This window comes from Rhizobium viscosum, assembly GCF_014873945.1.
Taxonomy (GTDB): Bacteria; Pseudomonadota; Alphaproteobacteria; order Rhizobiales; family Rhizobiaceae; genus Rhizobium; species Rhizobium viscosum.
This window is the reverse complement of the sequence record NZ_JADBEC010000002.1, coordinates 2,176,601-2,199,220: the sequence shown is the minus strand read 5'-3', so window position 1 is coordinate 2,199,220 and position 22,620 is coordinate 2,176,601. Positions and strand designations below refer to the sequence as shown.

General features: G+C 60.5%; 16 protein-coding genes. 9 read left to right on the top strand and 7 right to left on the bottom strand.

Going from position 1 to position 22,620, the window contains the following annotated elements:
• Positions 1–20 precede the first annotated feature (20 nt).
• From H4W29_RS31030 to H4W29_RS31020, 3 genes are all read right to left on the bottom strand, one after another.
• A complete protein-coding gene (locus tag H4W29_RS31030) occupies positions 21–1,499 on the bottom strand; it encodes a sugar ABC transporter ATP-binding protein (RefSeq protein WP_192732580.1) in 1,479 nt (492 codons plus the stop codon).
• 27 nt (positions 1,500–1,526) lie between these two features.
• Positions 1,527–2,456: a sugar ABC transporter substrate-binding protein gene (locus tag H4W29_RS31025; protein WP_183826856.1), complete on the bottom strand. Its 930-nt coding sequence runs from the start codon at positions 2,454–2,456 to the stop codon at positions 1,527–1,529.
• A gap of 116 nt (positions 2,457–2,572) precedes the next feature.
• Positions 2,573–3,556, bottom strand: a complete 984-nt coding sequence (locus H4W29_RS31020) for an ABC transporter permease (protein ID WP_192732579.1) — start codon at positions 3,554–3,556, stop codon at positions 2,573–2,575.
• A gap of 211 nt (positions 3,557–3,767) precedes the next feature.
• Here H4W29_RS31020 and H4W29_RS31015 point away from each other — a divergent pair, with 211 nt between their 5' ends.
• The 7 genes from H4W29_RS31015 (at position 3,768) to H4W29_RS30985 (ending at position 14,446) form a co-directional block, all read left to right on the top strand.
• Positions 3,768–4,577, top strand: coding sequence for a transketolase (locus H4W29_RS31015; RefSeq protein ID WP_192732578.1), 810 nt, complete (start codon positions 3,768–3,770; stop codon positions 4,575–4,577).
• Positions 4,577–5,533 carry a transketolase family protein gene (locus H4W29_RS31010; RefSeq protein ID WP_192732577.1) on the top strand — a complete coding sequence of 319 codons (957 nt, stop codon included), beginning with the start codon at positions 4,577–4,579 and terminating at the stop codon, positions 5,531–5,533. The genes H4W29_RS31015 and H4W29_RS31010 overlap by 1 nt, the downstream gene beginning before the upstream one ends.
• A gap of 65 nt (positions 5,534–5,598) precedes the next feature.
• Positions 5,599–7,065, top strand: coding sequence for an FGGY family carbohydrate kinase (locus tag H4W29_RS31005; protein ID WP_192732576.1), 1,467 nt, complete (start codon positions 5,599–5,601; stop codon positions 7,063–7,065).
• Between the two features lie 21 nt (positions 7,066–7,086).
• Entirely contained in the window at positions 7,087–8,046 is a 960-nt protein-coding gene (locus tag H4W29_RS31000; RefSeq protein WP_192732575.1) for a sugar-binding transcriptional regulator, read from the top strand.
• Positions 8,047–8,219: 173 nt separating this feature from the next.
• Positions 8,220–9,983: a peptidoglycan D,D-transpeptidase FtsI family protein gene (locus tag H4W29_RS30995; protein WP_192732574.1), complete on the top strand. Its 1,764-nt coding sequence runs from the start codon at positions 8,220–8,222 to the stop codon at positions 9,981–9,983.
• Positions 9,984–10,313: 330 nt separating this feature from the next.
• Complete coding sequence (locus H4W29_RS30990; RefSeq protein ID WP_192732868.1) at positions 10,314–11,369, top strand: efflux RND transporter periplasmic adaptor subunit; 1,056 nt, start codon at positions 10,314–10,316, stop codon at positions 11,367–11,369.
• Positions 11,366–14,446 (top strand): efflux RND transporter permease subunit, encoded by a 3,081-nt coding sequence (locus tag H4W29_RS30985; protein ID WP_192732573.1) that lies wholly within the window; start codon positions 11,366–11,368, stop codon positions 14,444–14,446. The genes H4W29_RS30990 and H4W29_RS30985 overlap by 4 nt, the downstream gene beginning before the upstream one ends.
• A gap of 283 nt (positions 14,447–14,729) precedes the next feature.
• Here the strand turns inward: H4W29_RS30985 and H4W29_RS30980 are convergent, their stop codons facing one another.
• Positions 14,730–15,503, bottom strand: coding sequence for a DUF3313 domain-containing protein (locus tag H4W29_RS30980; protein WP_312872479.1), 774 nt, complete (start codon positions 15,501–15,503; stop codon positions 14,730–14,732).
• A 150-nt stretch (positions 15,504–15,653) separates the two neighbouring features.
• Entirely contained in the window at positions 15,654–16,805 is a 1,152-nt protein-coding gene (locus H4W29_RS30975) for a patatin-like phospholipase family protein (RefSeq protein WP_192732867.1), read from the bottom strand.
• A 335-nt stretch (positions 16,806–17,140) separates the two neighbouring features.
• Here H4W29_RS30975 and H4W29_RS30970 point away from each other — a divergent pair, with 335 nt between their 5' ends.
• Positions 17,141–17,374, top strand: a complete 234-nt coding sequence (locus H4W29_RS30970; protein ID WP_192732571.1) for a hypothetical protein — start codon at positions 17,141–17,143, stop codon at positions 17,372–17,374.
• A 161-nt stretch (positions 17,375–17,535) separates the two neighbouring features.
• Here the strand turns inward: H4W29_RS30970 and H4W29_RS30965 are convergent, their stop codons facing one another.
• Both H4W29_RS30965 and H4W29_RS30960 read right to left on the bottom strand, forming a co-directional pair.
• Entirely contained in the window at positions 17,536–18,282 is a 747-nt protein-coding gene (locus H4W29_RS30965; RefSeq protein ID WP_192732570.1) for a response regulator, read from the bottom strand.
• Positions 18,283–18,578: 296 nt separating this feature from the next.
• Positions 18,579–19,547: a MipA/OmpV family protein gene (locus H4W29_RS30960; protein WP_246517514.1), complete on the bottom strand. Its 969-nt coding sequence runs from the start codon at positions 19,545–19,547 to the stop codon at positions 18,579–18,581.
• A gap of 221 nt (positions 19,548–19,768) precedes the next feature.
• Here H4W29_RS30960 and H4W29_RS30955 point away from each other — a divergent pair, with 221 nt between their 5' ends.
• Positions 19,769–22,429: a glycosyltransferase family 39 protein gene (locus H4W29_RS30955; RefSeq protein ID WP_192732569.1), complete on the top strand. Its 2,661-nt coding sequence runs from the start codon at positions 19,769–19,771 to the stop codon at positions 22,427–22,429.
• The last annotated feature ends 191 nt before the right edge of the window (positions 22,430–22,620 follow it).

Sequence of the window (22,620 nt, the reverse complement as noted above, 5' to 3'; positions counted from 1 at the left end):
CTCTTCCTTTCTGTCTTTGCCTAGATTGTCGCCAGTTCCATGACCGAGACGTCGTTCGCCTCGTCACGCTTCAGAATGCCTGCCTGCTTGCCCTGTGCCAGCACGAGAATCCGGTTCGAAACGCCGAGAACTTCTTCGAGATCGGAGCTCACGACGATGACCGCGACACCCTGCTTGGCGAGGTTGACGATGATATCGTAGATGCCGGCGCGGGCTCCGACATCGATGCCGCGTGTGGGCTCGTCCAGCACCACGACTTTGGGATCGCGCATCAGCCATTTGGCGATGACGACCTTCTGCTGGTTGCCGCCGGAGAGATCGGAAGCCAACTGCTCCGCACGACCTTTGACGCCGAACTTCGCCACCGCCTTTTCGGCGAAGATGCGTTTCACGCCCGAGGTGAGCCAGCGCCCGCCAAGCTTGTCGAGATTGGCATAGATGATGTTTTCGCTGATCTTGTGTGCAACGACGAGGCCTTGATCCTTGCGATCTTCCGGGACCATCACGATGCCCCTGGCGATCGCATCCGCCGGGCTGCGCAGCTTCAGCGACTCGCCTTCCAGCCGGACTGAGCCGGCGCTGATTGGATCGGCACCGGAAATCGCACGCACGAGCTCGGTGCGGCCTGCGCCGACGAGGCCGGCAATGCCGAGAATCTCGCCTGCGTGAACATCGAAGCTGACATCGCGGAAGGAATCGTCCGGCGATGTCAGGCCGGACACTTCGAGCACAGGCCTGCTGGTCGGCTCGGGAAGGGTCGGAAACATGCGATCGAGCGAGCGGCCGACCATGCTTTCGACGATCGTGCGTACCGGCGTTGAACTGTCGGCGAATTCATGGACGCGCTCTCCGTCGCGGAGCACGACGATACGGTCGGTGATCTTCTTGATCTCCTCCATGCGGTGGGAGATGTAGATAATGCCCACGCCCTCGGAGCGCAGCTTGCGCACCTGCTCGAACAGAGCTTCGGTCTCCGCCCCGCCAAGTGCGGCAGTCGGCTCATCGAGGATGAGCAGCTTGGCATTGAGCGCCAGTGCTTTGGCGATCTCGATGAGCTGCTGATTGGCGGTCGAGAGACCGGCAACCTTTCGGGTCGCAGGAATATGCAGGTTCAGTCGAGCGAGCTGCTCCTGGGCACGGCGGACCATTTGCGTGCGGTCGACTACGCCATTCTTCATCGGCCATCGGCCGATAAAGACATTTTCGGCGATGGAAAGATGCGGCAGAAGCTGCAGTTCCTGGTGGATCAGCACGACGCCCTTGTCGATCGCCTCGCGCGGAGCGGCCGGGGCATAAGGCTGCCCCAGCCATGTCATCGAGCCCTCGGACGGTGTGCGCGATCCGGCAATGATGCCTGACAGTGTCGACTTGCCGGCGCCGTTTTCACCGAGCAGCGCCACCACTTCGCCGGGATAAACGTCCAGGTCCACATTTTTCAGAACCTGGAGCGGTCCATAGCGCTTGGATATGCCCCTCAGGGAAAGAACCGGCTCGGTCACAGCACACCTCCTCGAGATTTCGACTGATTACGGGTGGTTGGCGATGAAGCCTGCCACGTTTTCCTTGGTCGTCAGCGTGGCGTCCATCAGCTGGACCGGCGGCACCTTTTCCTTGGCAGCGAGCTTGACCGCATTCTCCACCGCATCGCGGCCCATCTTCTGCGTCTGCTGTGTCGCGGTCACGTCGAACACACCCTTGCTGAGGGCTTCGAGTGCAGCGGTATCGCCATCAAAACCACCGACCACAATCTTTTGGGATGGATTGGCGACCTTGATCGCCTGGGCCGCACCGAGCGCCAGTCCATCTGCCTGGGCGAAGACGATCGAGACATCCGAATTCGACTGAAGCATGTTCTGCATGATCTGGAAGCCTTCGTCCTGGCTCCACATGTTGGAATATTGCTCGGCGACGACGCTCACGTCCGGATAGGCCTTCAGGGATTCCAGGCATCCCTTGGTGCGGTCGAGTTCCGGCGTGGTGCCCTTCTGGCCATGGATGATGACCATCTTGCCCTTGCCACCGGCTTCCTTGAGGATGTAGTCGCAAACCGCCTTTGCGGAGGCGACTGAATCGGTCGCCAGGAAGGTATCGCCCGGAGCGCCTTCAGCATTGCGGTCGACGTTGACGACCGGAATGCCGGCCTGCTTTGCGAGCTTGACCGGCACGCTGGCTGCAGCAGCGCCTGCCGGGATGTAGATCAGAGCGTCGATATTCTGGGTCAGCAGGTCCTGGATCTGGTTGACCTGGGTCGGACCATCGCCCTTGGCGTCGACAGTGACGACCTCGATGCCACGCTTCTTGGCTTCAGCTTCGACGGACTGCTTGATCTGGTTGAAGAAGTTTGCCTGCAAATTGGCGACGGCAAGGCCGAGCTTCTTGACTTCGGCCGCCTGTACGGATCCCAGGCTGAGGCCAAGCAGGGCGGCAGACGCGAGCAGAGTGCGCGCAAATTTCATGTCAGTTCCTCCGTTGTTAGTGAACCCTCGGGTATCCTCCCCCTCGGGCAATAGCTCCGCTCCAAACCTTTCGGAGAGGAATTTCTGACGGCCCGCACCATCTGCGGGCCGAATGATCAGGCAGCCCGCCGCTTGCGGATCGTTTCCGCACCCACAGCGAGAACGATGACGATGCCGATGATGACCTGCTGCAGGAAGGGCGAGACGTTGAGCAGGTTGAGGCCGTTGCGCAGCACGCCGATGATCAGGACGCCGATAAGCGTGCCACCAATGCCGCCCGCACCTCCCGACAGAGACGTTCCCCCGATCACGACGGCCGCGATCGTGTCGAGCTCGTAACCAAAACCGCTGGACGGCTGAACCGAGTCCAGACGGGCGGCAAGAACGATACCGGCAAGACCTGCAAGGACGGCGCTCGCCACGTAAACAAGAATAGTCACAAGCTGGACGTTGATGCCGGCAAGACGAGCAACTTCGGGGTTGCCGCCGACCGCATAGAGCATGCGGCCTTCTGCGCGAAAGTGCAGAAAAATCCAGGCAGCGGCGACGACAGCCAGCATCAGGAAGACGGTTGCAGTCAGAATGCCGAAATGGCGGTCAATGGCCAGCATCATGAACCAGTCGGGGAAGCCGACGATCTGCTGGCCGTCGGTGATCATGTTCGCCACGCCGCGCGCAGCCGACATCATCGCCAGTGTCGCGATAAAGGCAGGGACCCTGAACCAGGTGACCATGATGCCGACGATCAGGCCGCTGATCATAGCGGCAATGAGTGCCGCCACGATGCCGAGGCCGAGCGGCAGACCGGCGACGTTCGCCGTCCAGCCCATCACCATCATCGCGAGAGCCAGGACCGAACCTACCGAAAGGTCGATGCCGCCGATCAGGATCACGAAGGTCATGCCGACTGCCATGATCCCCAGCACGGTGATCTGGTCGAGAATGTTCAGACCATTGCGGACGGAGAGAAATGTATCTGTGCTGAAGGTCAGGAACAGGCAGAGCAAAAGCAGTCCGATGAGCGGACCGGTTGCTCCCGTGAGCTTGCTGACCCACGTACCGGAGGGCCGGCTCTGTTCATTCACGTCGATCGCCACCATCGTTCCTCCCTGGGATTAAGGCCGGCGGCCAGTATTTCTTCAGGCAAGAATATTTATTCACACCTGCTGGAAAATTCATTAACAACTTGCCTGGTTGCTGTCAACCAGCTTTTCGGGTGACTGTGAAGCGCAATAGCCAATAAGGGGCTTGACTAAGGCGGCTTGTATGCAAAAATATAACTACATGAATATTTATGCACAAGAGGAAACAATGGAGCCTTCCGAACTTGAACGTGTTGCTCGCCAGATACGTCTGCGCGACCTCCAGGCCGTATACGAGGCAGGCGCCGGCCATATTGGCGGCGAGATGTCGGTGATCGATCTCCTCACCGCGCTGTACTTTCGTGTGCTGCGTGTCTGGCCCGATCAGCCAAGACACCCCGATCGCGACAGGTTCGTGCTTTCGAAGGGCCATACGGCCTGCGCGCTCTATGTCACGCTCGCCAAGCGCGGCTTCATTCCGGAAGAGGAAATCTCGACCTTCCTGAAACCGCATTCCCGTCTGAACGGTCACCCGAACTGTAACAAGGTGCCGGGTGTCGAAACGAATACCGGGCCTCTGGGACACGGGCTGCCGGTCGCTGTCGGCATGGCCAAGGCGGCAAAACTCTCAGGTGCGAAGTACCACACCTATGTCGTCACCGGCGACGGCGAGATGCAGGAAGGCTCCAACTGGGAGGCCATCATGGCGGCATATCAGTTCCGCCTGGACAACCTGACGCTGATCATCGACCACAACCGGTTCCAGCAGGGCGCTTCGCTCTCGGACACCAACGATCTCGCACCGTTGCGCCCCAAGCTCGAGGCCTTCGGCTGGGAGGTCAGCGAAATCAACGGCAATGACATGCACGCGATCGTGCCCGCGCTCGAGCATCGCTCCGACCGGCCCCATTGCATCGTTGCGCACACCAACAAGGGCCATGGCATCTCTTTCATGCAGGATCGCGTCGACTGGCATCACAAGGTTCCGAGCAAGGAACAGTATGAAATTGCATTGGCAGAACTGTCGGAGGCACTCTAATGAACGCGCCCGTAAACCCACCGAAACTCTATGACTGCCGCGATGCCTTTGCCGCGACGCTCGAGCGCCTGGCTGCCGAGAATGAAACCATCGTCGCCGTCTGCAACGACTCGGTCGGCTCGTCGAAACTCGGCGGCTTCAAGTCGAAATTCCCTGATCGCCTCGTCAATGTCGGCATCGCCGAACAGAACATGGTCGGCGTCGGCGCCGGTCTCGCCAATGGCGGACGCCTGCCCTATGTCTGCGGCGCCTCGCCGTTTCTGACCGGCCGGTCGCTCGAGCAGATCAAGGCCGACATTTCCTACTCCAACGCCAACGTCAAACTCGTCGGTATTTCCTCGGGGATGGCTTACGGCGAACTCGGCCCGACCCATCATTCGATCGAGGATTTCGCCTGGACGCGCGTCCTGCCGAATCTGCCCGTGATCGCCCCTTGCGACCGGATCGAGACTGCCGCCGCCGTCGAGTGGGCTGCGAGCTACAATGGTCCCTGCTTCCTCCGCCTGTCGCGCGTCGGCGTTCCGGATCTGCTGCCCGAAGGTCACAAGTTCGAAGTCGGCAAGGCGAACCTGCTGCGCGAAGGCTCCGACGTCACCCTGATTGCCAACGGCACGCTGACCCACCGCATAGTGAAGGCCGCCGAAATCCTGGCCGGGCGCGGCATCAAGGCGCGCGTGCTCAACATGGCGACCGTTCGCCCGATCGACGAGGCCGCCATCATCGCGGCGGCCAACGAGACTGGAGCGATCGTGACGGCGGAAGAGCATTCGATCTTCGGCGGCCTCGGTTCCGCCGTCGCCGAAGTGGTCGTCGACAACACGCCCGTGCCGATGAAGCGCCTTGGCGTTCCCGGCGTCTACGCGCCGACCGGTTCGGCCGAATTCCTTCTCGACGAGTTCGGCATGGCGCCGGCGGCGATCGCCGATGCGGCCCAGGCGCTGATCAAGCGCAAATAATCTGATAGCAGGTCTATTGCACCGGGGCGCGCATCCGCCCCGGCCATTCGTTTGAGGAGAAGATGATGCGGGCTATTCTGGCGATCGACCAGGGCACCACCAATTCGAAGGCAGTGCTGGTTTCCGAAACCGGAGAGGTGCTTGCCAGAGGTTCGGCCGCCGTCGGCATCTCCTATCCGCAACCGGGCTGGGTCGAGCAGGATCCCCGCCGGATCTTTGCCTCTGTCTGCGAAGCGATCGAGGCCTGCCTGAAGAAAATTTCCGAGGTCACCGTCGAGGCGGTGGCGGTGTCCAACCAGCGCGAATCCGTCACGGTCTGGGATGCAGAGACCGGCGAAGCACTGGGTCCGGTGCTGAGCTGGCAGTGCCGCCGCACCGCGCCGGACTGCGAGCGCCTGATCGCCGAAGGTCATCTCGGCCGCGTAGAGGCGCTGACCGGCCTTCCCCTCGATCCGATGTTCCCCGGCTCGAAATTCCGCTGGCTGCTCGATCGCGTACCAGCCGGGCGCCGGGTGCGTCTCGGCACGATCGATAGCTGGCTGATCCATTGCCTGACGGGCGGCAGCCGCCACGTCTGCGATGCCTCCAATGCCGCCCGCAGCCAGTTGTTCGACCTCAATGGCCAGGTCTGGAGCGCAGAACTCGGTGAAATCTTCGGCGTCGATATTGCGCTTCTCCCTGAAGTGCTCGACAGCGCCGCCGATTTCGGCATGACACGGGGGCTTCCCGGCATCCCCGATGGCACGCCGATCCGGTCCGCCGTCGGTGACAGCCATGCGGCGCTCTTCGGCCATGGCGCCTTCAAGCCGGGCGACGGCAAGGTGACGTTCGGAACCGGCTCCTCCGTCATGACGACATTGCCGCGCTTCATCGCGCCGCAAAACGGCATCACCACGACGGTCGCCTGGCGGATCGCCGGCGTGCCGACCTTCGCCTTCGAAGGCAATATCCTCGTTTCGGCCGCAAGCCTTCCCTGGATGGCCGGCATTCTGGGGCTTCCCGATGTGGCCGCCCTCGTCGACCTTGCGGCGACGGCCGAGCCGGGTGGACCGGGATTCGTGCCGGCCTTTGTCGGCCTCGGTGCACCCTACTGGAGCTCCGACGCCCGCGCTCTCTTCGCTCAGATCAACTTTTCCACGACTCGCGCCCAGATGGCCCGCTCGGTCACGGATTCGATCGCCTGCCAGGTGCATGACGTGATCGCTGCAATGCGCGCCCAGAGCGGCGGTAGACTCGGCGCCCTCTATGTCGACGGCGGCCCGAGCCAGAACCACTTCCTGATGCAGTGCGTGTCGAACCTGATCGAGCATGCCGTCATCCAGTGCGAGGCGCCGGAGGCTTCCGCTCTCGGTGCCGCCTATCTCGCCGGGCTTTCGCTCGGCCTGTGGAAGGATCTCGACGCGATCGAGGCACTGCCCCGAAGCACCGATGTGATCCGCCCCGAGGAGATCGATCGCACTGGCCTTCTCAATACATGGAATGATGCGCTGGCCCGCTCGACGTCGCGACCGACACCGGTTAAATGTGAATAAAAATTCAAGCCGGTATTGCCCATGTCCCGTCTCAACGAACTCCGCCTGATTTCCAGGGTTGCCCAGATGTACCACATCGAAGGGCGGCGGCAGGCGGAGATCGCGCAGCATCTGCGGCTTTCCCAGGCAACGGTCTCGCGAATGCTGAAGAGGGCCGAGGCAGAGGACATCGTTCGCACCAGCGTCATCCCGCCGGTCGGCACTTACAGCGAGCTCGAGGGAGCCCTGCGGCAAAAGTTCGACCTTCCCGAAGCAATTGTCGTCGAGTGCAGCGAGGACCGGGACGGCGCTATCATGGCCCGTATTGGTGAAGCCGCAGCCCATCTTCTGGAGATCACACTCGCACCTGGGGAGATCGTCGGGGTGTCGAGCTGGAGCCAGACCATCTTCAAGATGGTTGAAAACATCCATCCGCAGAAAAGCGCCCAGGTAAAATACGTCGTCCAGACTCTCGGGGGCATGGGCGACCCTTCGGTGCAGACGCATGCCACGCAGCTCACCACGCGCCTTGCACGCCTCACCGGAGCCGAACCCAAACTGCTTCCCGTACAGGGCGTGACGACATCGAGGGAAGCCAGGCTTCTGATGCAGTCAGATCCCTTCGTCCGCGAGACCATGGATCTGTTCGGCAGCATCACGCTCGCCATCGTCGGCATCGGCGCCGTGGAACCGTCCGAATTGCTTGCCCGCTCGGGCAACATCTTTTCGTCGCGGGAACTCGCCGATCTCGCCGAGGCCGGCGCCGTTGGTGACATTTCACTGCGCTTCTTCGACAAGGACGGCAAACCGGTGAAGACGCCGCTGGATGACCGGGTCATCGGGCTTCCGCTCGAGGACCTTGCGCGGGTGGATCGGGTCATCGCGCTGGCTGGCGGCGCGAAGAAGACGGCAGCGATCTCAGGTGCCCTCCGCGTTGGCGTCATCGACATGCTGGTAACCGACAAGTTTACCGCTCAGCGATTGATCGACGCCACGGCGTGAAGTGACCGTCGAACGCTCTGCCAAGTGGCATTTCTGGAACCAGCGGTTAACGAACTGTTAGATAATTCGACGCAAATCTAGTCGTCAGTTGCCCCAGGAGAAACAGGCCGGAAAACGCACAGCGTTTTCGGAGGTGCTTCTTCAACTTCCGCCTCCTGTTCTGGACCAGCTTAATGAGTATCATCTCCCGAATTCTAAAGATCAAAAGCCGGTCCCATATCCTCGTCGCACGTCAGAGGATCGGCATTGACGACAAAATCCCGGGCACAAGAAAGAAGCGAAGCGGCCAGACAAGGCAGCGCCTGGGGGTTTTGATCGGCGCTTTCGTCTGCGGGTTCCTTCTGATCGGCGGCCGCCTTATCCAATACGGACTTGCCGAGGAGCCCACTACCGCCTCGCTGGGCAATCCCAATGTCGTCGCGTCCCGGCCTGATATCATCGACCGCAACGGCCAGCTCCTGGCAACCGACCTGAACATGGTCTCCCTCTATGCAGACCCCCGTCGCATCGTCGACGCCGACGAAGTGGTGGAGAAACTCGCGGCCGTAATCCCGAACCTCGATTGGCGGGAGACCCACAAGAAGCTGAGGATGGACAGCGGATTTCAATGGTTACGGCGCCAGCTGACGCCGAGACAGCAGGCCGACATTCTGGCTCTCGGCCTTCCCGGCATAGGCTTCAGGCCGGAAAAACGTCGTTTCTATCCCGGTGGTCGGTCGGCGGCGCATATCGTCGGTCACGTGAATGTCGATAATCTGGGCCTAGCGGGCATGGAACGCTATCTCGACCAGCAGGGCCTCGCGGACCTGAGGGCCATCGGCATGACGTCAGGCGTTTTGCTAGAACCCGTCAGGTTGTCGATCGACATCCGCGTCCAGAATATCGCGCGCGAGGTCGCCGCCAAAGCGATGAGCGCCTATGAGGCGGAAGCGGCCGGTGCCGTCGTTCTGGACGTCGAGACCGGCGAAGTTCTGGCGATGGCTTCAGTCCCCGACTACGACCCCAACGAACCGTCGCGCACATTGCCGGACGGCAGCGTGGACAAGGAATACGAGAAGGGCTGGTTCAACCGGATCAGCAATGCTACTTTCGAAATGGGTTCCACCTTCAAGAGCTTCACGCTGGCGATGGGGCTGGATGCCGAAAAGATCACCCTGAACTCCGTCGTTGATGCATCCCGCCCGATCCGCATGGGCGGCTTCACGATCAAGGACTTCAAAGGCAAGCACAGGACGCTGTCGATCCCGGAAGTCTTTCAGTATTCGTCCAATATCGCCACGGCGGCGGTCGCCGACATGGTCGGCATTGAGGGGCACCAGCAGTTCCTGACCAAGCTCGGACTTTTGTCGAAGGTAGAGACCGAGATGCCGGGCGTCGCAACGCCGACACAGCCGCGCACCTGGAAGAAGATCAATTCGGTCACGATCTCCTTCGGCCACGGCGTCGCGACGACCCCGCTGCAGACGGCGTCCGCCGCCGCATCTCTCATCAACGGCGGCAATCTCATTCCGCCAACCTTCTTGCCGCGGTCGCCTGAACAGGCGGCGACGCTGGCGAAAACCGTGGTCAAGCAAAGCACAAGTGCCGATATGCGCTATCTCTTCAGCTGGAACGGACTGAAGGGCTCAGGCCGTGCTGCCCAGGTCGAGGGCTTCAATGTCGGCGGCAAAACCGGAACTGCCGACAAGGTCGTCAATGGGCGTTATGCCAATGACTTGAATTTCAATGCCTTCGTTGCAGCTTTTCCGATGGACAAGCCGAAATATATGGTCCTCGCGATCATCGATGCCCCGAAAACCGGCGAGCATGGAGGACGGACGGCCGCATCCACAGCCGCGCCGATGGTGAAGGAAATCATTGGTCGGGCAGCCCCGCTGCTCGGCGTCCAGCCTCGCTTCGGATCGAACGATGCGCCCTATTCGCTGATCAGTTACTGAGCGCACCCGGAACAGCCTTTGCGCTGTGGCTACCGGCTGACGGATTTAATCTAACTTAATCGATCTTTGCCGATCTTTGACCGCACGGCATATTCGATCCGCTAGACCCCGTGCAGGAAGAACGGGACTGTGAACATAGCGGTGAAACTAGCCTATTCGAAAATCGAGCGCCTCCTCCAAGCCTGCCCAAAAGTCGATCCGGCCGGCAGAACTTTTAGGGAAGATTCTGCGGCTGTCGCGCCCGGGCTTGACCGGAACACAGTCGCCGACCTGAAGTGGATCTCGCAGGCGAGCGGCACGAGCCTTCCCGACCGCCGATCCTTCTTCTCGTTGATTGTCCTTATCCTCGGAGCGGCGATTGTGTGCCCGGGACGGCCGGCGCTCTCGCAACAGACCGATGGCGCAGCGCTCACCGTTGCCGCGACAAAGCCTGTCGAACGACAATGGTCCGAAACGGTGCCTGCCAGCGGCTGGCTGAGGCCCTGGCATGAGGCAATCAGTGCTGCGGAGGTTGGCGGTCTGCGGATAACGGATGTGCTCGTCGATGTCGGATCGGTCGTCAGGAAGGGCCAGCCCCTTGCGCGCCTTTCCGATGAGACCGTTCGCGCTGAACTGCGCAAGGAGGAAGCAGCCTTAGCGACGGCGAAGGCCGACCTCGCCAAGGCGGAAACCAATGCCGAGCGCGCGCGCAGGATGCAGGGAAGCGGCGTCCTTTCGGACGAAAAGATCAACGAATACCTGATCGCCGAGCAGACGGCGGCGGCCGGCGTCGATTCCGCCGAAGCTTCGCTGGAAAGTCAAAGGATCAAGCTTTCCCAAACCACCATCACAGCCGTCGACGACGGGTTGATCACCTCCCGCTCCGCCCAGCTCGGCGCCGTCGTCGCGTCCGGGACGGAGCTGTTTCGCCTTGTGCGCCAGCAGCGCATCGAATGGCAGGCCGAGGTTTCGGCGCGTTACCGCCCCCTCCTCAAGGAAGGACTGGCCGCGACGATTTTCGATCCAGGCGGCCAGCAGATCAGGGGAACGGTTCGGCTCGTCGCGCCAACGGTCAGCACCGATACAGGCCGCGCGCTCGTCTACGTTTCGCTGCCACCCGAGGCGCATGCACCCATCGGCCTTTACGCAACGGGACAAATCGAATTCGGAGCCCAATCTGCTCTGACCGTGCCGGACACCGCGCTGGTTACACGCGATGGCATGAACTACGTTTTCACATTGGATGGTGAAGCGCGCGCCAGGCGCGTCCGCGTCGAGATAGGTCGCCGCAATTCCGGCGATGTAGAGATCCTTTCCGGGCTCGATCGCTCGGCCCAGGTCATAACGACGGGCGGCGCCTTCCTGTCGGACGGAGCGCTCCTACGGGTGGAAGGAGCGGCACGATGAACTTCTCCGCCTGGTCGATCCGAAACCCGGTCCCCGCCGTCCTTCTGTTCATCCTGCTGACCGCGACCGGCCTGATCGCCTTCGCCCGGCTGCCGGTGCAGAATTTTCCCGACATGGTTCTTCCGACTATACAGGTCAACGCGAGACTCGAGGGCGCGGCCCCGGCTCAACTTGAAACTGACGTCGCCCGCAAGATTGAGGACAAACTCGCCTCGCTGAGTCTCCTCGACCACATCACGACGACGATTACGGATGGGACCGTCGTGATCAATGTGTCATTTCAGCTTGGCAAGAACGGCGAGGAAGCACTGAATGAAGTGCGAAACGCCGTCGACAGCGCAGGCAGGGAGCTTCCCCCTGCCATGCAGGCACCGAGTGTCACGCGCGACACGGTCCAGGGGTCGACGCTCACTGCCTACGCCGTGCGATCCACAAGACTCGACCAGACAGAGCTTTCCTGGTTCGTCGACAACGCCATGACGAAGGCACTTCTTGCCGTTGCGGGCGTCGGAAGTGTCAACCGTGTCGGCGGCGTCGACCGTGAAGTCCATGTCGACCTCGACCCGCAACTCATGAGCGCGCTCAATATCGGCGCGGCGACCATCTCTTCACAGCTGCGCTCGATGCAATCAGATACGTCGGGCGGGCGGGCAGAGATCGGAGGCAGCAAACAGGCGGTCAGCACGCTCGGAGCAGTTTCCTCGATCGAGGAGTTGAAGAAGGTTGCCATACCGCTTCCAAGCGGAACGCTCGTGCGGCTCGACGAAATCGGCACGGTGACAGACAGCTTTGCCGACCGTTCGTCGATTGCCTATCTCGATGGCGAACCAGTCATTGCCGTTCAGGTCAAACGCTCGAACGGCTTTTCCGATACGGCCGTCGCAGCAGCGATCGAAACGGCGATGAAGGACTTCGCTGGGGCCAATCCCGATGTCGAGATCGTCGAAGCTTACAGCACGGTGGCCCCGATCGTCGAAAATTACGACGGATCGATGCACATGCTCTTCGAAGGTGCCATCCTTGCGATTGTCGTGGTCTGGCTGTTCCTGCGCGACTGGCGGGCGACTTTCCTGTCCGCAGTGGCGCTGCCTCTGTCCGTCATCCCGACCTTCCTCGTCATGTATCTGGCCGATTTCAGCCTCAACACCGTCACGCTGCTCGCGCTCTCGCTTGTGGTGGGTATCCTTGTCGACGATGCGATCGTCGAGATCGAGAACATTGCTCGCCACCTGCAGATGGGCAAGTCGCCGAAGCAGGCCGCACTCGAAGCGGCCGACGAGATCGGACTTGCCGTTGTCGCCACGACCCTGACGCTTGTCGCAGTCTTCCTGCCGACGGCTTTCATGAGCGGCATTCCGGGTCTGATCTTCCGGCAGTTCGGCGTTACCGCGGCAGTTGCCGTTCTCGCCTCGCTGCTGGTTGCGCGCCTTTTGACGCCGATGATGGCGGCCTACATGATGAAGCGACACCCCATCGAAGCCAAGGATGGGACGATCATGCGCGCCTATATGGGCGTCGTCAAAACGTGCCTGCGGCACCGCATACCGACCGTGATCGGCGTCATGCTTTTCCTCGGCCTCTCGCTGGCGACAATCCCGCTGCTCAGTTCGGGCTTCCTGCCACCGTCGGACGATGCACAGACGCAGGTTACCATCACGTTGCAGCCCGGCACGACACTCGAGCAGACGGACATGACTGCGCGCCGCGCCGCCGATATCGTTTCCCGCCTGTCGGATGTGACACATGTCTTCAACGCGGTCGGAAGCGTCTCGTCGAACGATCTTCTGGATTCTTCTACAACAGTCGATACGGCAATGGCCTCCCTTGTTGTCAACTTGAAGAAAATCGACGAACGGGAGCGCACACAGCTCGACATCGAAAACGACATTCGCCAGGCGCTCGGCATTCTGCCAGGCGCGCGAATCGAGATTGGCTCTGGCGGCAATGGCACTAGGCTGGATATCACGCTTGCCAGTGACGACCCCGGCGCGCTCGACAAGGCGGCCAGCGCGCTCGAGGAACAGTTGCGGACCCTGCCGGGCATCGGCGCCGTAACGTCCAGTGCCTCGTTGCAAGCCCCTGAAATCCAGGTCGTTCCGGATCTTGATCGCGCTGCAGCTCTCGGGGTGACCACGGAATCAATCTCCGAGACGGTCCGGGTGGCAACCAGCGGCGACTATTCCTCCTCTCTTGCCAAATTCAATCTGCCGCAACGCCAGCTCGCAATCAGGGTCCGCTTTGATCCGTCCAATCGAACGACGCTGGACGACATCGCCAATCTCCGGGTCGCCGGCAGCAGAGGCAGCGTCGACCTCGGGTCAATCGCCGATATCCATATCGGTGCGAGCCCGTCGGAGATCAGCCGGATCGACCGATCCCGCAACGTCACGCTCTCGATCGAGCTCAATGGCCGTATCCTCGGCGATGTCTATCGTGAGGCCCAGGCGATGCCGGCGCTGCGCAACCTTCCCGACGATGTCAGGCTTGTCGAGCAGGGCGAACTGCAACGCAGCTCCGAACTCTTCGAGAGCTTCGGCATTGCCATGGCGATCGGCGTGTTCTGCATCTATGCAGTTCTGGTCCTGCTCTTCCATGACTTCCTCCAACCTTTGACGATCCTGGCAGCACTTCCGTTGTCGCTCGGCGGTGCCCTGCTTCCGCTGGTGTTGACCGGCACCAGCTTCTCCATGCCTGTGGTCATCGGTCTCCTGATGCTGATGGGGGTGGTGACAAAGAACTCCATCCTGCTGGTGGAATATGCAATCATGTCACGACGCGCGGGCCTCCGCCGCTTCGATGCGCTCGTCGATGCGTGCCACAAGCGCGCCCGTCCAATCGTCATGACGACGATTGCGATGGCATGCGGCATGCTTCCCGTGGCGCTCAGTCTCAGCGGCGGCGATGCGAGCTTTCGCCAGCCGATGGCCATCGTCGTCATCGGCGGCCTGCTGACCTCAACTGTCCTCAGTCTCGTGGTCATTCCCGTCATCTTCACCTTCGTCGACGATTTCCTCCACGTCCTCAGGCGGATTGTCGGCGCAAAGCAAGGCGGGAATTTGCCGGCATGCGGCGAGTAGAAGATATCGGATCTATCCGAGCCGCTGTTGCAAAGAGACGCACCGAAGCTCGTACATAAGACCGTGCCGGTCAGACGCCGTCTCACGGATGCCGCCAACTGTCGAGGATGCCCAATCCGGTACCAGCAGTGCTGCCAGTGCGTGGACAAGGAAACACGCGGCATTGGCTGGTCGCAGCAAAACCGCCGACATCCAAGATGTCGGCGGTGACGGAACATAGCGAATTTAAACGCGGCCTGCATGAGCATCAAGCGGTCGATGCATCAGTCGCCGGCCATCCTTGTCATGGCGACCATTGGCCGACGACCGTCGGTCGTTTGTCCGTCCAGGACGGAGGCAGGCCAATTTGCGAGCCCGCGAAGTCCTTCAAGCCGGGCGACCGGCCGAACCGCTCGCAAGCCGGATATTTGGGTCTTCCGCCGAGGCCCGACTTGATTTTCTGCGCAGAGGGGATTTTCGGCAGCCCCTTATACGGCGTCTTGCCGGTGACGAGCATCTTTGAGAAATCGCTCCCGAAGCTTGAGGCGAGCGAGTAGGCATCGCCGATCTGGGAAACACGCGCACTCGTGGTGATGGCGTTGGCGCCCTTGGCCCAGACCATGGCTCCTATCTGCTTGCCGTCCCTTGTCGTCGCTTCAGCTTCGACCGCAAGGCCTCCGAGGCCTATTGGCAGCCGCGGAACCGGGACGGGAATGACGAACGATGCCCCGAGCGAAGTCGCGGTCGACAGGCCGGCAGCCGTCGCGCTGGTCGCCACAATACGGGTGACGGTGGCGTGCACGACGACATCGGCGTTCTCCCTCCGGTCGACTACCTGGAAACGATCGCTGACGCCAACGCAGAGGGCGCGGCTGATCACATTGGCGACAAGGTCCTGGTCGGAAGACTTCTTGATCGAAAGCGCAGCGCTCGGCGAAACGGTGGTCGGTTCGATGTATATGGTCTTGTTCGCCGCGAGATCGCCTGGATCGACTTTGAATTTCGCCTTTGTGAATTTGCCGTTGTTCGATGTCAGGCCATCATAGGATGCCAGCGTATTGGCCTCTTCGAGCGGCACGGCGGCGCAACCTGCGACGGCCGTTGATAACAGGCAAGCAAGCAGAGCCGGTGCAATCCGCCCACAATGGGGTCGAATGCTTGCTGGGCCAATTCCGGAATGCGACATTTGGTTCTCCTGTGGTTGATAAGGAAGGGAGGGTTGGCACGGCTATTGCGTCGCTTGGGCTGACTGCGCGGCGGCGGGACCTGTAAAGATCGGCTTGTCTTTCCACAGGCTGCCACTCGCCATTTTCGCATATCCGAGGTTGTAGACAGCGCGCATGTAGTCGGTGTTGAACGGATCGGTCATCGTGTAGGGAATCTGCGCATCGATGGAGGCGACGCGGAATCGAATGCCGTTCTTCTGGGCGTAGACGTATGTGGCGACCAACGCACTGCGTGTCTGTGCCTTGATGAGGGCCGTACTCGCCCTCGCCATGACGGCAAGGGTATTGTTCGTCGTTGTCGAGAATTCCGGCATCAAGGCGTTGTTGACGATGACATACATGTTGAGTTTCTGGCCCTTGGGCCAGGCATCATTCTGTGGATTGACCATCCATCCCTCGGGGATCGTCAGGACCTGGGACGATGTACCGCCATCCGAGTGCATTTCCTCAAACGCCTGCCCGCCCGCGGTGGCTTTGATGAGCACGGCCGGGAATATGCCGGGTATGCTGGCCGAGGCGATGATGACATCCTGGAACAGCTTCAGTGCGTCTGGCCGGGCACTGTTGGCGATCGCCCCCATGTTCCAGATGACGGCTCGCTGGGAATCGAGATTGGTGGTCAGGACAAAAAGGCGCCTTCCCTTGCGGTGCTCGGTTGCGACTTTCGCCACTATGTCCGTCGTCAAATGGCGTTCGACCATCCGGCGAAGCGGTGCCTCCTTCAGCAGGCTCGGTCCAAGCAGGCCTTTCGGCAGGAAATCGGCGTCGACCAACTCCTTGGCGACGCCGCTCGTATAGAGGTCGACGAGCGTGTCGTCGTAAGTCCGGCCGAGAAAGGCGTAGGGCGCAATCAATGCGCCCGTGCTGACACCACTGACGATGTCGAATTCCGGCCGTCCCCTGTCCGACCAAGCTTTCAGCGCTCCGACACTGAAGGCGCCTGCGGCGCCGCCACCCGACAAGACCAGATAGTTGACGTCCTTGTGCCTCGGGATTGTCAGCCATGCAGGACCGCCGTCGAGCCCTGTCGTATCCGCATAGATCCGGATGTCGCCGAATCCTTCGATATTGGCGCTTGCCGCGGCCTTCGGCGTGTAGGCAACCCGGTCCGGCGCCAGACAGCCGGCCAGAAGAGCCAGCGCGAAGATGGCCATCAGTCGAATCACGTTTGTCGCCCTGTCCTTCATTCGGCCTCGGCCTAACGTTTCGGCAAGACTGCCACTGGCCGCGTCGATATCGTCCTTCCGGATCGCCTCTGTTGGCATTAATCCGGATTCGCGATTGCCTTGGATTTCATGATGTTAAGAAATATTTGCGTCGCCCACGGCAGATGCAGCCCAAACGGCTTGGAGCCCCGCGGCAAAGATTGCGCGGCCGACCCAGATTGCCGAAACAAATCTTCATCGGCCGCCTTGGTTTCGTCCCTCTTTCGACATTGCGAGGCTCTCTGCACCGGCTATCTCAGCCTGAAAATTGCAGGAGAGCACCTATGTCCCATCAGGAAATGACAATTGCCGACGTTCTTCAGGACCCGCTGATCAGACAGATGATGGATGCGGATGGGATTTCTCTCGAAGAGTTCGAAAAGCTGCTCATTCATTCAGCGAACATGCTCTTCGCTAAAGGACAGGCTCACTCGCTTCGACAAATGCGAGACAACGCAGCTTCAGGCCCGAAGCGTGCACATGAGGTTTTCGATGACGCGACGGTCGTGCACGCATGAACTGCATAAGCTAAGGGGGCAAACGGCTTTTCGCACTCGTCCTTTGCCAGCCGCCGGGCGGGTCGCAGTTATCCGCGCGAACTATTTCGTGACCTTGGCTTACGGCAGAAATCCGTCCGGAGCGAAGCGAAAAAGCAATGCACGCGCCTGACCAACAGCGGCTAATCGTGAACCCTGGAGACTTCGGGCGTGAATATATAGCCGCCCAGGCGGACGGTCTTGATGAAGGTCGGATCCTTGTAGTCGGGCTCGATTTTTTGCCGCACGCGACTGACATGGACATCGATGCTGCGTTCAACCGGGCCGGCAGCACCCGCATGGGTGCGGGCCAGGATCTCCTGGCGGTTCATGACCTGCCGCGGGTTTTGGCAAAACACCAGCAGGACGTCGAATTCTGCCGTCGTCAACGACACATGCACGCCGTCGCTATCGGTCAATTCACGCGTGACCGGGTCGATCCGCCAGCCGGCGAAAGTCATTGCTTCCAGGATCGGCTTGACCTGCATCGCATAAGAAGATCGACGCAGGAGCGCTCTTATCCTTGCCAGGAGCTCCCTGGAATTGAAGGGTTTTGTCACATAGTCGTCAGCACCCAGCTCCAGCCCGATGACCCTATCCACTTCCTTCGTCAACGCCGTCAGCATCAGGATCGGGACCGTATTGGACGACCTGATCCGCCGGCAAATGCTGAAGCCATCCTCGCCCGGCAGCATGCCGTCCAGGACGATGAGCTGAAATTCCTTCTTCTTCAGGACGCGATCCATTTCGACCGCCGATCCGACCGCCTCGGCGCCATAGCCCGCCTCCTTCATGAGGTCGATCAGCATGCTGGCGATATCGCGATCGTCCTCGACGATGAGTATCCGGGTCGTCGCCTGCGGAGGCGCATTGAATGCGATGTTATTCATGGTCAGTGCCCGAACTTAAAGGGTTGCTGCTACAGATGGAGGCTTGTCAGCCAATGCATGTTACACGTGGTTTTCGCTTCCGCGCTGCCTTTCCTGGTCGACCGCGGCAGGTGCACAGACACTAAGGCAATGACCGGCCCACCCAATAGTCACCAGAGCCCCCCCCGAGGTCGCGAAGAATGATAAAGCCAATCGAGCACCTTGGATAGCGACTGCCACCGGCCTGTAGAACGGGGGCGGGTCTCGCAGCAGTCAACGGCCCGCCGACATCGAGACCGCTTGTTTGAGGAGCGGCCTCAGAATTTGTAGCCAACGAACATCATGACGGATGGCTGGATCTCCTTCTGGACGATCGGGCTTTTCCTGGCGTCACCGGTCAGGATCCCGAGTTCGGCCTGGCCGCGAATGAACCAGTTCTCGGAGGCCAAATAGGTGACGGACGCCGTCAGATCGACACGCTTGAAGCCAGCTCCCGCGTCGTAGACGTCGAGGCCAGACCTTGCCGACTGCAGCGGAGTGACGCCAAAGTAGGATTTCATGTAGTTCTTGTCCGCCCAGGTGACCGAAGCCCCCGCAGAGAAAATAAACTGTCCTGCAAAATGGGAATATTCTGCGCCGAACGTGCCGGTGAGACCATCACTGCCGCCGATGATCTTGTCGATCCCGGCACTGAGTTCGACCGATCCGAGCTGGTAGGAAATGAGGGCGCCGATCACCGCTCCGGTGTCGATGTCCCCCAGTCCCTTCAGATGATCGCTGTCGTCTTCATCACGGCCGAATTCGATGCCGCCCTTGGCGCTGACCTTGATGTTGTCGACCTTGTAGAGATCGACGAGCAGGCCGGTCGGACCGACGTGAACATAATCATTGAAGAATGATGCGGAAATAAAAGGGATAGGGACGACCTCGTAGTCCTTCGACCCCTCAAATTTCGGGGTATATATCGCCCCTGCACCGAGGACGACCTCCCAATCGTGAAGCTTGCCGCGGACGCCGGCGGGTCGGATTGATTCCGCGGGTGCGACAGTACCCGGATTGCCATCGTCAAAGCCATTCGCATCTGCGGCTTCTGCCGCGCTGCCCATTGACAGGGGCACGGCCAGCGAAGCGACGATAACCAGGCCAGTATTTCTCACCATAAATGACAATGTTTGCTCCCGCGGCGTTTCAGTGGCGCGTCGTGCTGCCACCGCGGCGAAAGTGCGGGGAAATCGTTTTGGAATGGATTTTGTGTTGTTAAGAGATGTTTCCGAGGCGCTCTTCAACGCACTCATATAAGGAGCGGCGCTCCAGATGTTCGGAGGCCGCGACAGGCACTTGCATCGCGATATTCGCAAGCGTGCTCAATTTGATCCGGCTGCGCGCGTAACAATTCGGTGCATACCTTAACAACACTTAAAACCGCTCCGCCGGCAGAACCGCTAGTCCCAGGCAATTGCGTCATCGACCCACCGACGGCGCTTGAAATCATTGCCTGGAGAGATTCATGTTTTCCTATCTGGAACCGCTGCGGAAGACGGAGCGTCCCGAAACGATCGCCTTTCCGGCATTGGCCACAGCCAGCGCTCGAGCGTCGGTCTCGATCATCCTCCCGACCCTGAACGAGGCGGAGAACATCGACCGCACACTCCGCGAGATCGTCGATCACATCCGCGGCCATTTCGAGTTCGAGATCATCGTGGCGGACGGTGGATCGACAGACGGGACATGTGAGAAAGTGGCGCTCTGGCAGACGAACCATCCGGTTTCCCTCATCGGCAATGGTCGCGCTGGCGGCCTTGCCAAGGATGTGCTGTCGGCAGCCGCACAGGCGAAGTTTTCGACCATCGTCGTCATGGACGCCGACGGAAGTCATCCGGCTTCGTCGATCCGGCAGCTCGTCGCTCCTGTCGCTTCAGGTCGCCATGACATGGCGATCGGCAGCCGCTATGTCGATGGCGGGACAACGACCGGCTGGGCCGCTCACCGCCGCGCACTTTCGCGCCTCGGCGCTGCATTTGCCTCGCCGTTTACGGAAATCAAAGATCCGCTGTCGGGCTTTTTCGCCATTCGTCGACCCTGCCTGTTGGCCGCCGGCGCCCATACCGAGGGATTCAAGATCGGACTTGAGGCCATCTATACAGGCGGCGACCGGCTCGATGTTTGCGAGGTGCCGATCTCTTTTTCCGAGCGTCTGCACGGCAGCTCAAAAATCGGAGCGAGCCAGTTCATCGCCTATCTCAGGCAACTGGCACGATTTTCCGGGGCAGCCACGGCCTCAGGCTCATTTCAGCGTTTTGTACTGGTTGGCATTGCAGGCTTCTTCCTGGATCTTCTGGTCGTGTCTTTTGCACAGGCGCTCGGCGCAGGCATTATGGTCGCTCATATCTCAGGTTTCTGCGTCGCGACGGTCTGTAATTATCTTGGACATGCCAGCTTTTCCTTCGCGGACCGCCCGAAGGATGCCATGCAGCTTGTGCGGTTCATCGTCATTGCCGTGATGGCGCTGGCAATGCGCGGCGGCTTCATCGCGACAACCTGGGGACTCGGCCTTCCAATGTTGCTGGTGATGAGTACCGGCATCATCGGCGGTGGCTTGGTCAGTTACATTGGCAACGAGTTCTACGTCTTCCGTGACCGTACCGTTCCTGCACGCTCGATCCAGTGGAAGATGGCGACCATCGGCCTTGTCGCTTACGTCGTCGTTCTGCGGCTGCTCTATCAGGGCGGGATCGATGTCATGCCGCAGGAAGCCTATTACTGGACCTATGCTCAGCATCCGTCCTGGGGCTATCTTGACCATCCACCGATGGTCGCGTGGCTGATCTCTTTCGGAACGACGCTCTTCGGCGATACCGAATTCGGCGTCCGATTTGGCGCGACAATATCTTGGCTTGTCACTGCTTATTTCATGTACCGGTTCACGAGCAATCTCTTCGGCCGCATGTCCGCATTCCTGGCTCTGCTTCTATTGTCGGTCCTTCCCTTCTTCTTCGCCATTGGGGCATTGACGACCCCAGACGCTCCCCTGACGGCGGCATGGTCGGCAGCATTGTATTTCTTGCATCGAGCGATCATCGCACACCGCCCCAAAGCCTGGCTTGGCGCCGGCGTCTCGATCGGCCTCGGGATGCTGTCGAAATACACGATCGCCCTGCTTGGGCCTGCAGCGCTCGTATTCCTGATCGTCGATCCCCGATCCCGGCACTGGCTTTCGACAAAGTGGCCTTACATCTGCGCCGGCTTGGCGGCCGCCCTGTTTTCACCGGTCATCGCCTGGAATGCCCACCACGACTGGGCCTCGTTCCAGTTTCAGGGGGCCAAGCGATGGATATCCGACGAGATCAACTTTTCAACCCCAACCCTCCTGATGTTCATCGCAATCTTGCTCGGCCCTCTCGGTCTCCTCCTCGCCGGTACTGCGACAGACTGGATCGTTCGGATCTCCGGCCGGATCGATCTGCGCAGGACGAACGCCTTTCTCACCGTCTTTACGGTGGTGCCTCTCGCCGTCTTTATCGTCTTCAGTCTGTTCCATATGGTCAAAATGAACTGGACCGGTCCGGTCTGGCTGTCCTTGTTGCCGGTCATGGCCAGGATCCTCGCGACAGTCATCAAAGATGGCAGCATGCCGCGTCTGGTGGCCGCTGTTAAAGTTGGTGCCATGTCGAGCACTTTGGCTTTCGCTCTGCTGCTGCATTACCTGGCGCTCGGGCTGCCGTTTATTGGCTATTCGAGCAGTCTCCGCGGTCTGCCGGTCGCCTGGAAGGAGTTCGTTTCCGCCGCAGAACAGATTAAGGCCAAGGTCGCCGCCGAGACAGGCTACTTGCCGATGCTCGTCGGCATGGACAGCTATGGTATCGCCAGCGAACTTGGCTTCTACCGCAGCGGGCGCACGGTTCTAACAGACATCACGAGCCAGAACCTCTTCGGACAAGATGGCCTGATGTTCGGCATTTGGGGGGCCGCACGCCCATACGAAGGCAGGGTGGCGATCATGTATGGCCTGAAGGAAGAGAGCCTTTCCGACGATGGCGTCGCGGCATGGTTCGACAGCATCGGCCCGGTGGAAAGGCGCATCGTGCAAAAAAATCAAACCAGCGCAGGCCGTTTTTTCTACAGGATTGGCTATGGTTTGCGGAGCCGTCCTGCGCCTTCCGCGCAGTAATACTCTCCGGGCCGTGCGTGAAAGCGATCGAGGACGTCCTCCCATCCGAGAGCGAACGATGCGATGTAGCCCCGGCAACAAGCAATCTCGTAAGCTTCAGATGGAACAGCTGCAAGCCCGACTGCTGCCTGTACCCACGGGCAGGCCAGACGAAACAAGACCCTCGGATACAAGACTTAACATAATGAAAC

What these genes read in the sequence shown, in the direction of transcription:
- H4W29_RS31025 (WP_183826856.1), bottom strand. Translation starts at nt 2,456, where the DNA reads ATGAAATTTGCGCGCACTCTGCTCGCGTCTGCCGCCCTGCTTGGCCTC.
- H4W29_RS31020 (WP_192732579.1), bottom strand. Translation starts at nt 3,556, where the DNA reads ATGGTGGCGATCGACGTGAATGAACAGAGCCGGCCCTCCGGTACGTGG.
- H4W29_RS31015 (WP_192732578.1), top strand. Translation starts at nt 3,768, where the DNA reads ATGGAGCCTTCCGAACTTGAACGTGTTGCTCGCCAGATACGTCTGCGC.
- H4W29_RS31010 (WP_192732577.1), top strand. Translation starts at nt 4,577, where the DNA reads ATGAACGCGCCCGTAAACCCACCGAAACTCTATGACTGCCGCGATGCC.
- H4W29_RS31005 (WP_192732576.1), top strand. Translation starts at nt 5,599, where the DNA reads ATGCGGGCTATTCTGGCGATCGACCAGGGCACCACCAATTCGAAGGCA.
- H4W29_RS31000 (WP_192732575.1), top strand. Translation starts at nt 7,087, where the DNA reads ATGTCCCGTCTCAACGAACTCCGCCTGATTTCCAGGGTTGCCCAGATG.
- H4W29_RS30995 (WP_192732574.1), top strand. Translation starts at nt 8,220, where the DNA reads ATGAGTATCATCTCCCGAATTCTAAAGATCAAAAGCCGGTCCCATATC.
- H4W29_RS30985 (WP_192732573.1), top strand. Translation starts at nt 11,366, where the DNA reads ATGAACTTCTCCGCCTGGTCGATCCGAAACCCGGTCCCCGCCGTCCTT.
- H4W29_RS30975 (WP_192732867.1), bottom strand. Translation starts at nt 16,805, where the DNA reads ATGGCCATCTTCGCGCTGGCTCTTCTGGCCGGCTGTCTGGCGCCGGAC.
- H4W29_RS30970 (WP_192732571.1), top strand. Translation starts at nt 17,141, where the DNA reads ATGTCCCATCAGGAAATGACAATTGCCGACGTTCTTCAGGACCCGCTG.
- H4W29_RS30965 (WP_192732570.1), bottom strand. Translation starts at nt 18,282, where the DNA reads ATGAATAACATCGCATTCAATGCGCCTCCGCAGGCGACGACCCGGATA.
- H4W29_RS30955 (WP_192732569.1), top strand. Translation starts at nt 19,769, where the DNA reads ATGTTTTCCTATCTGGAACCGCTGCGGAAGACGGAGCGTCCCGAAACG.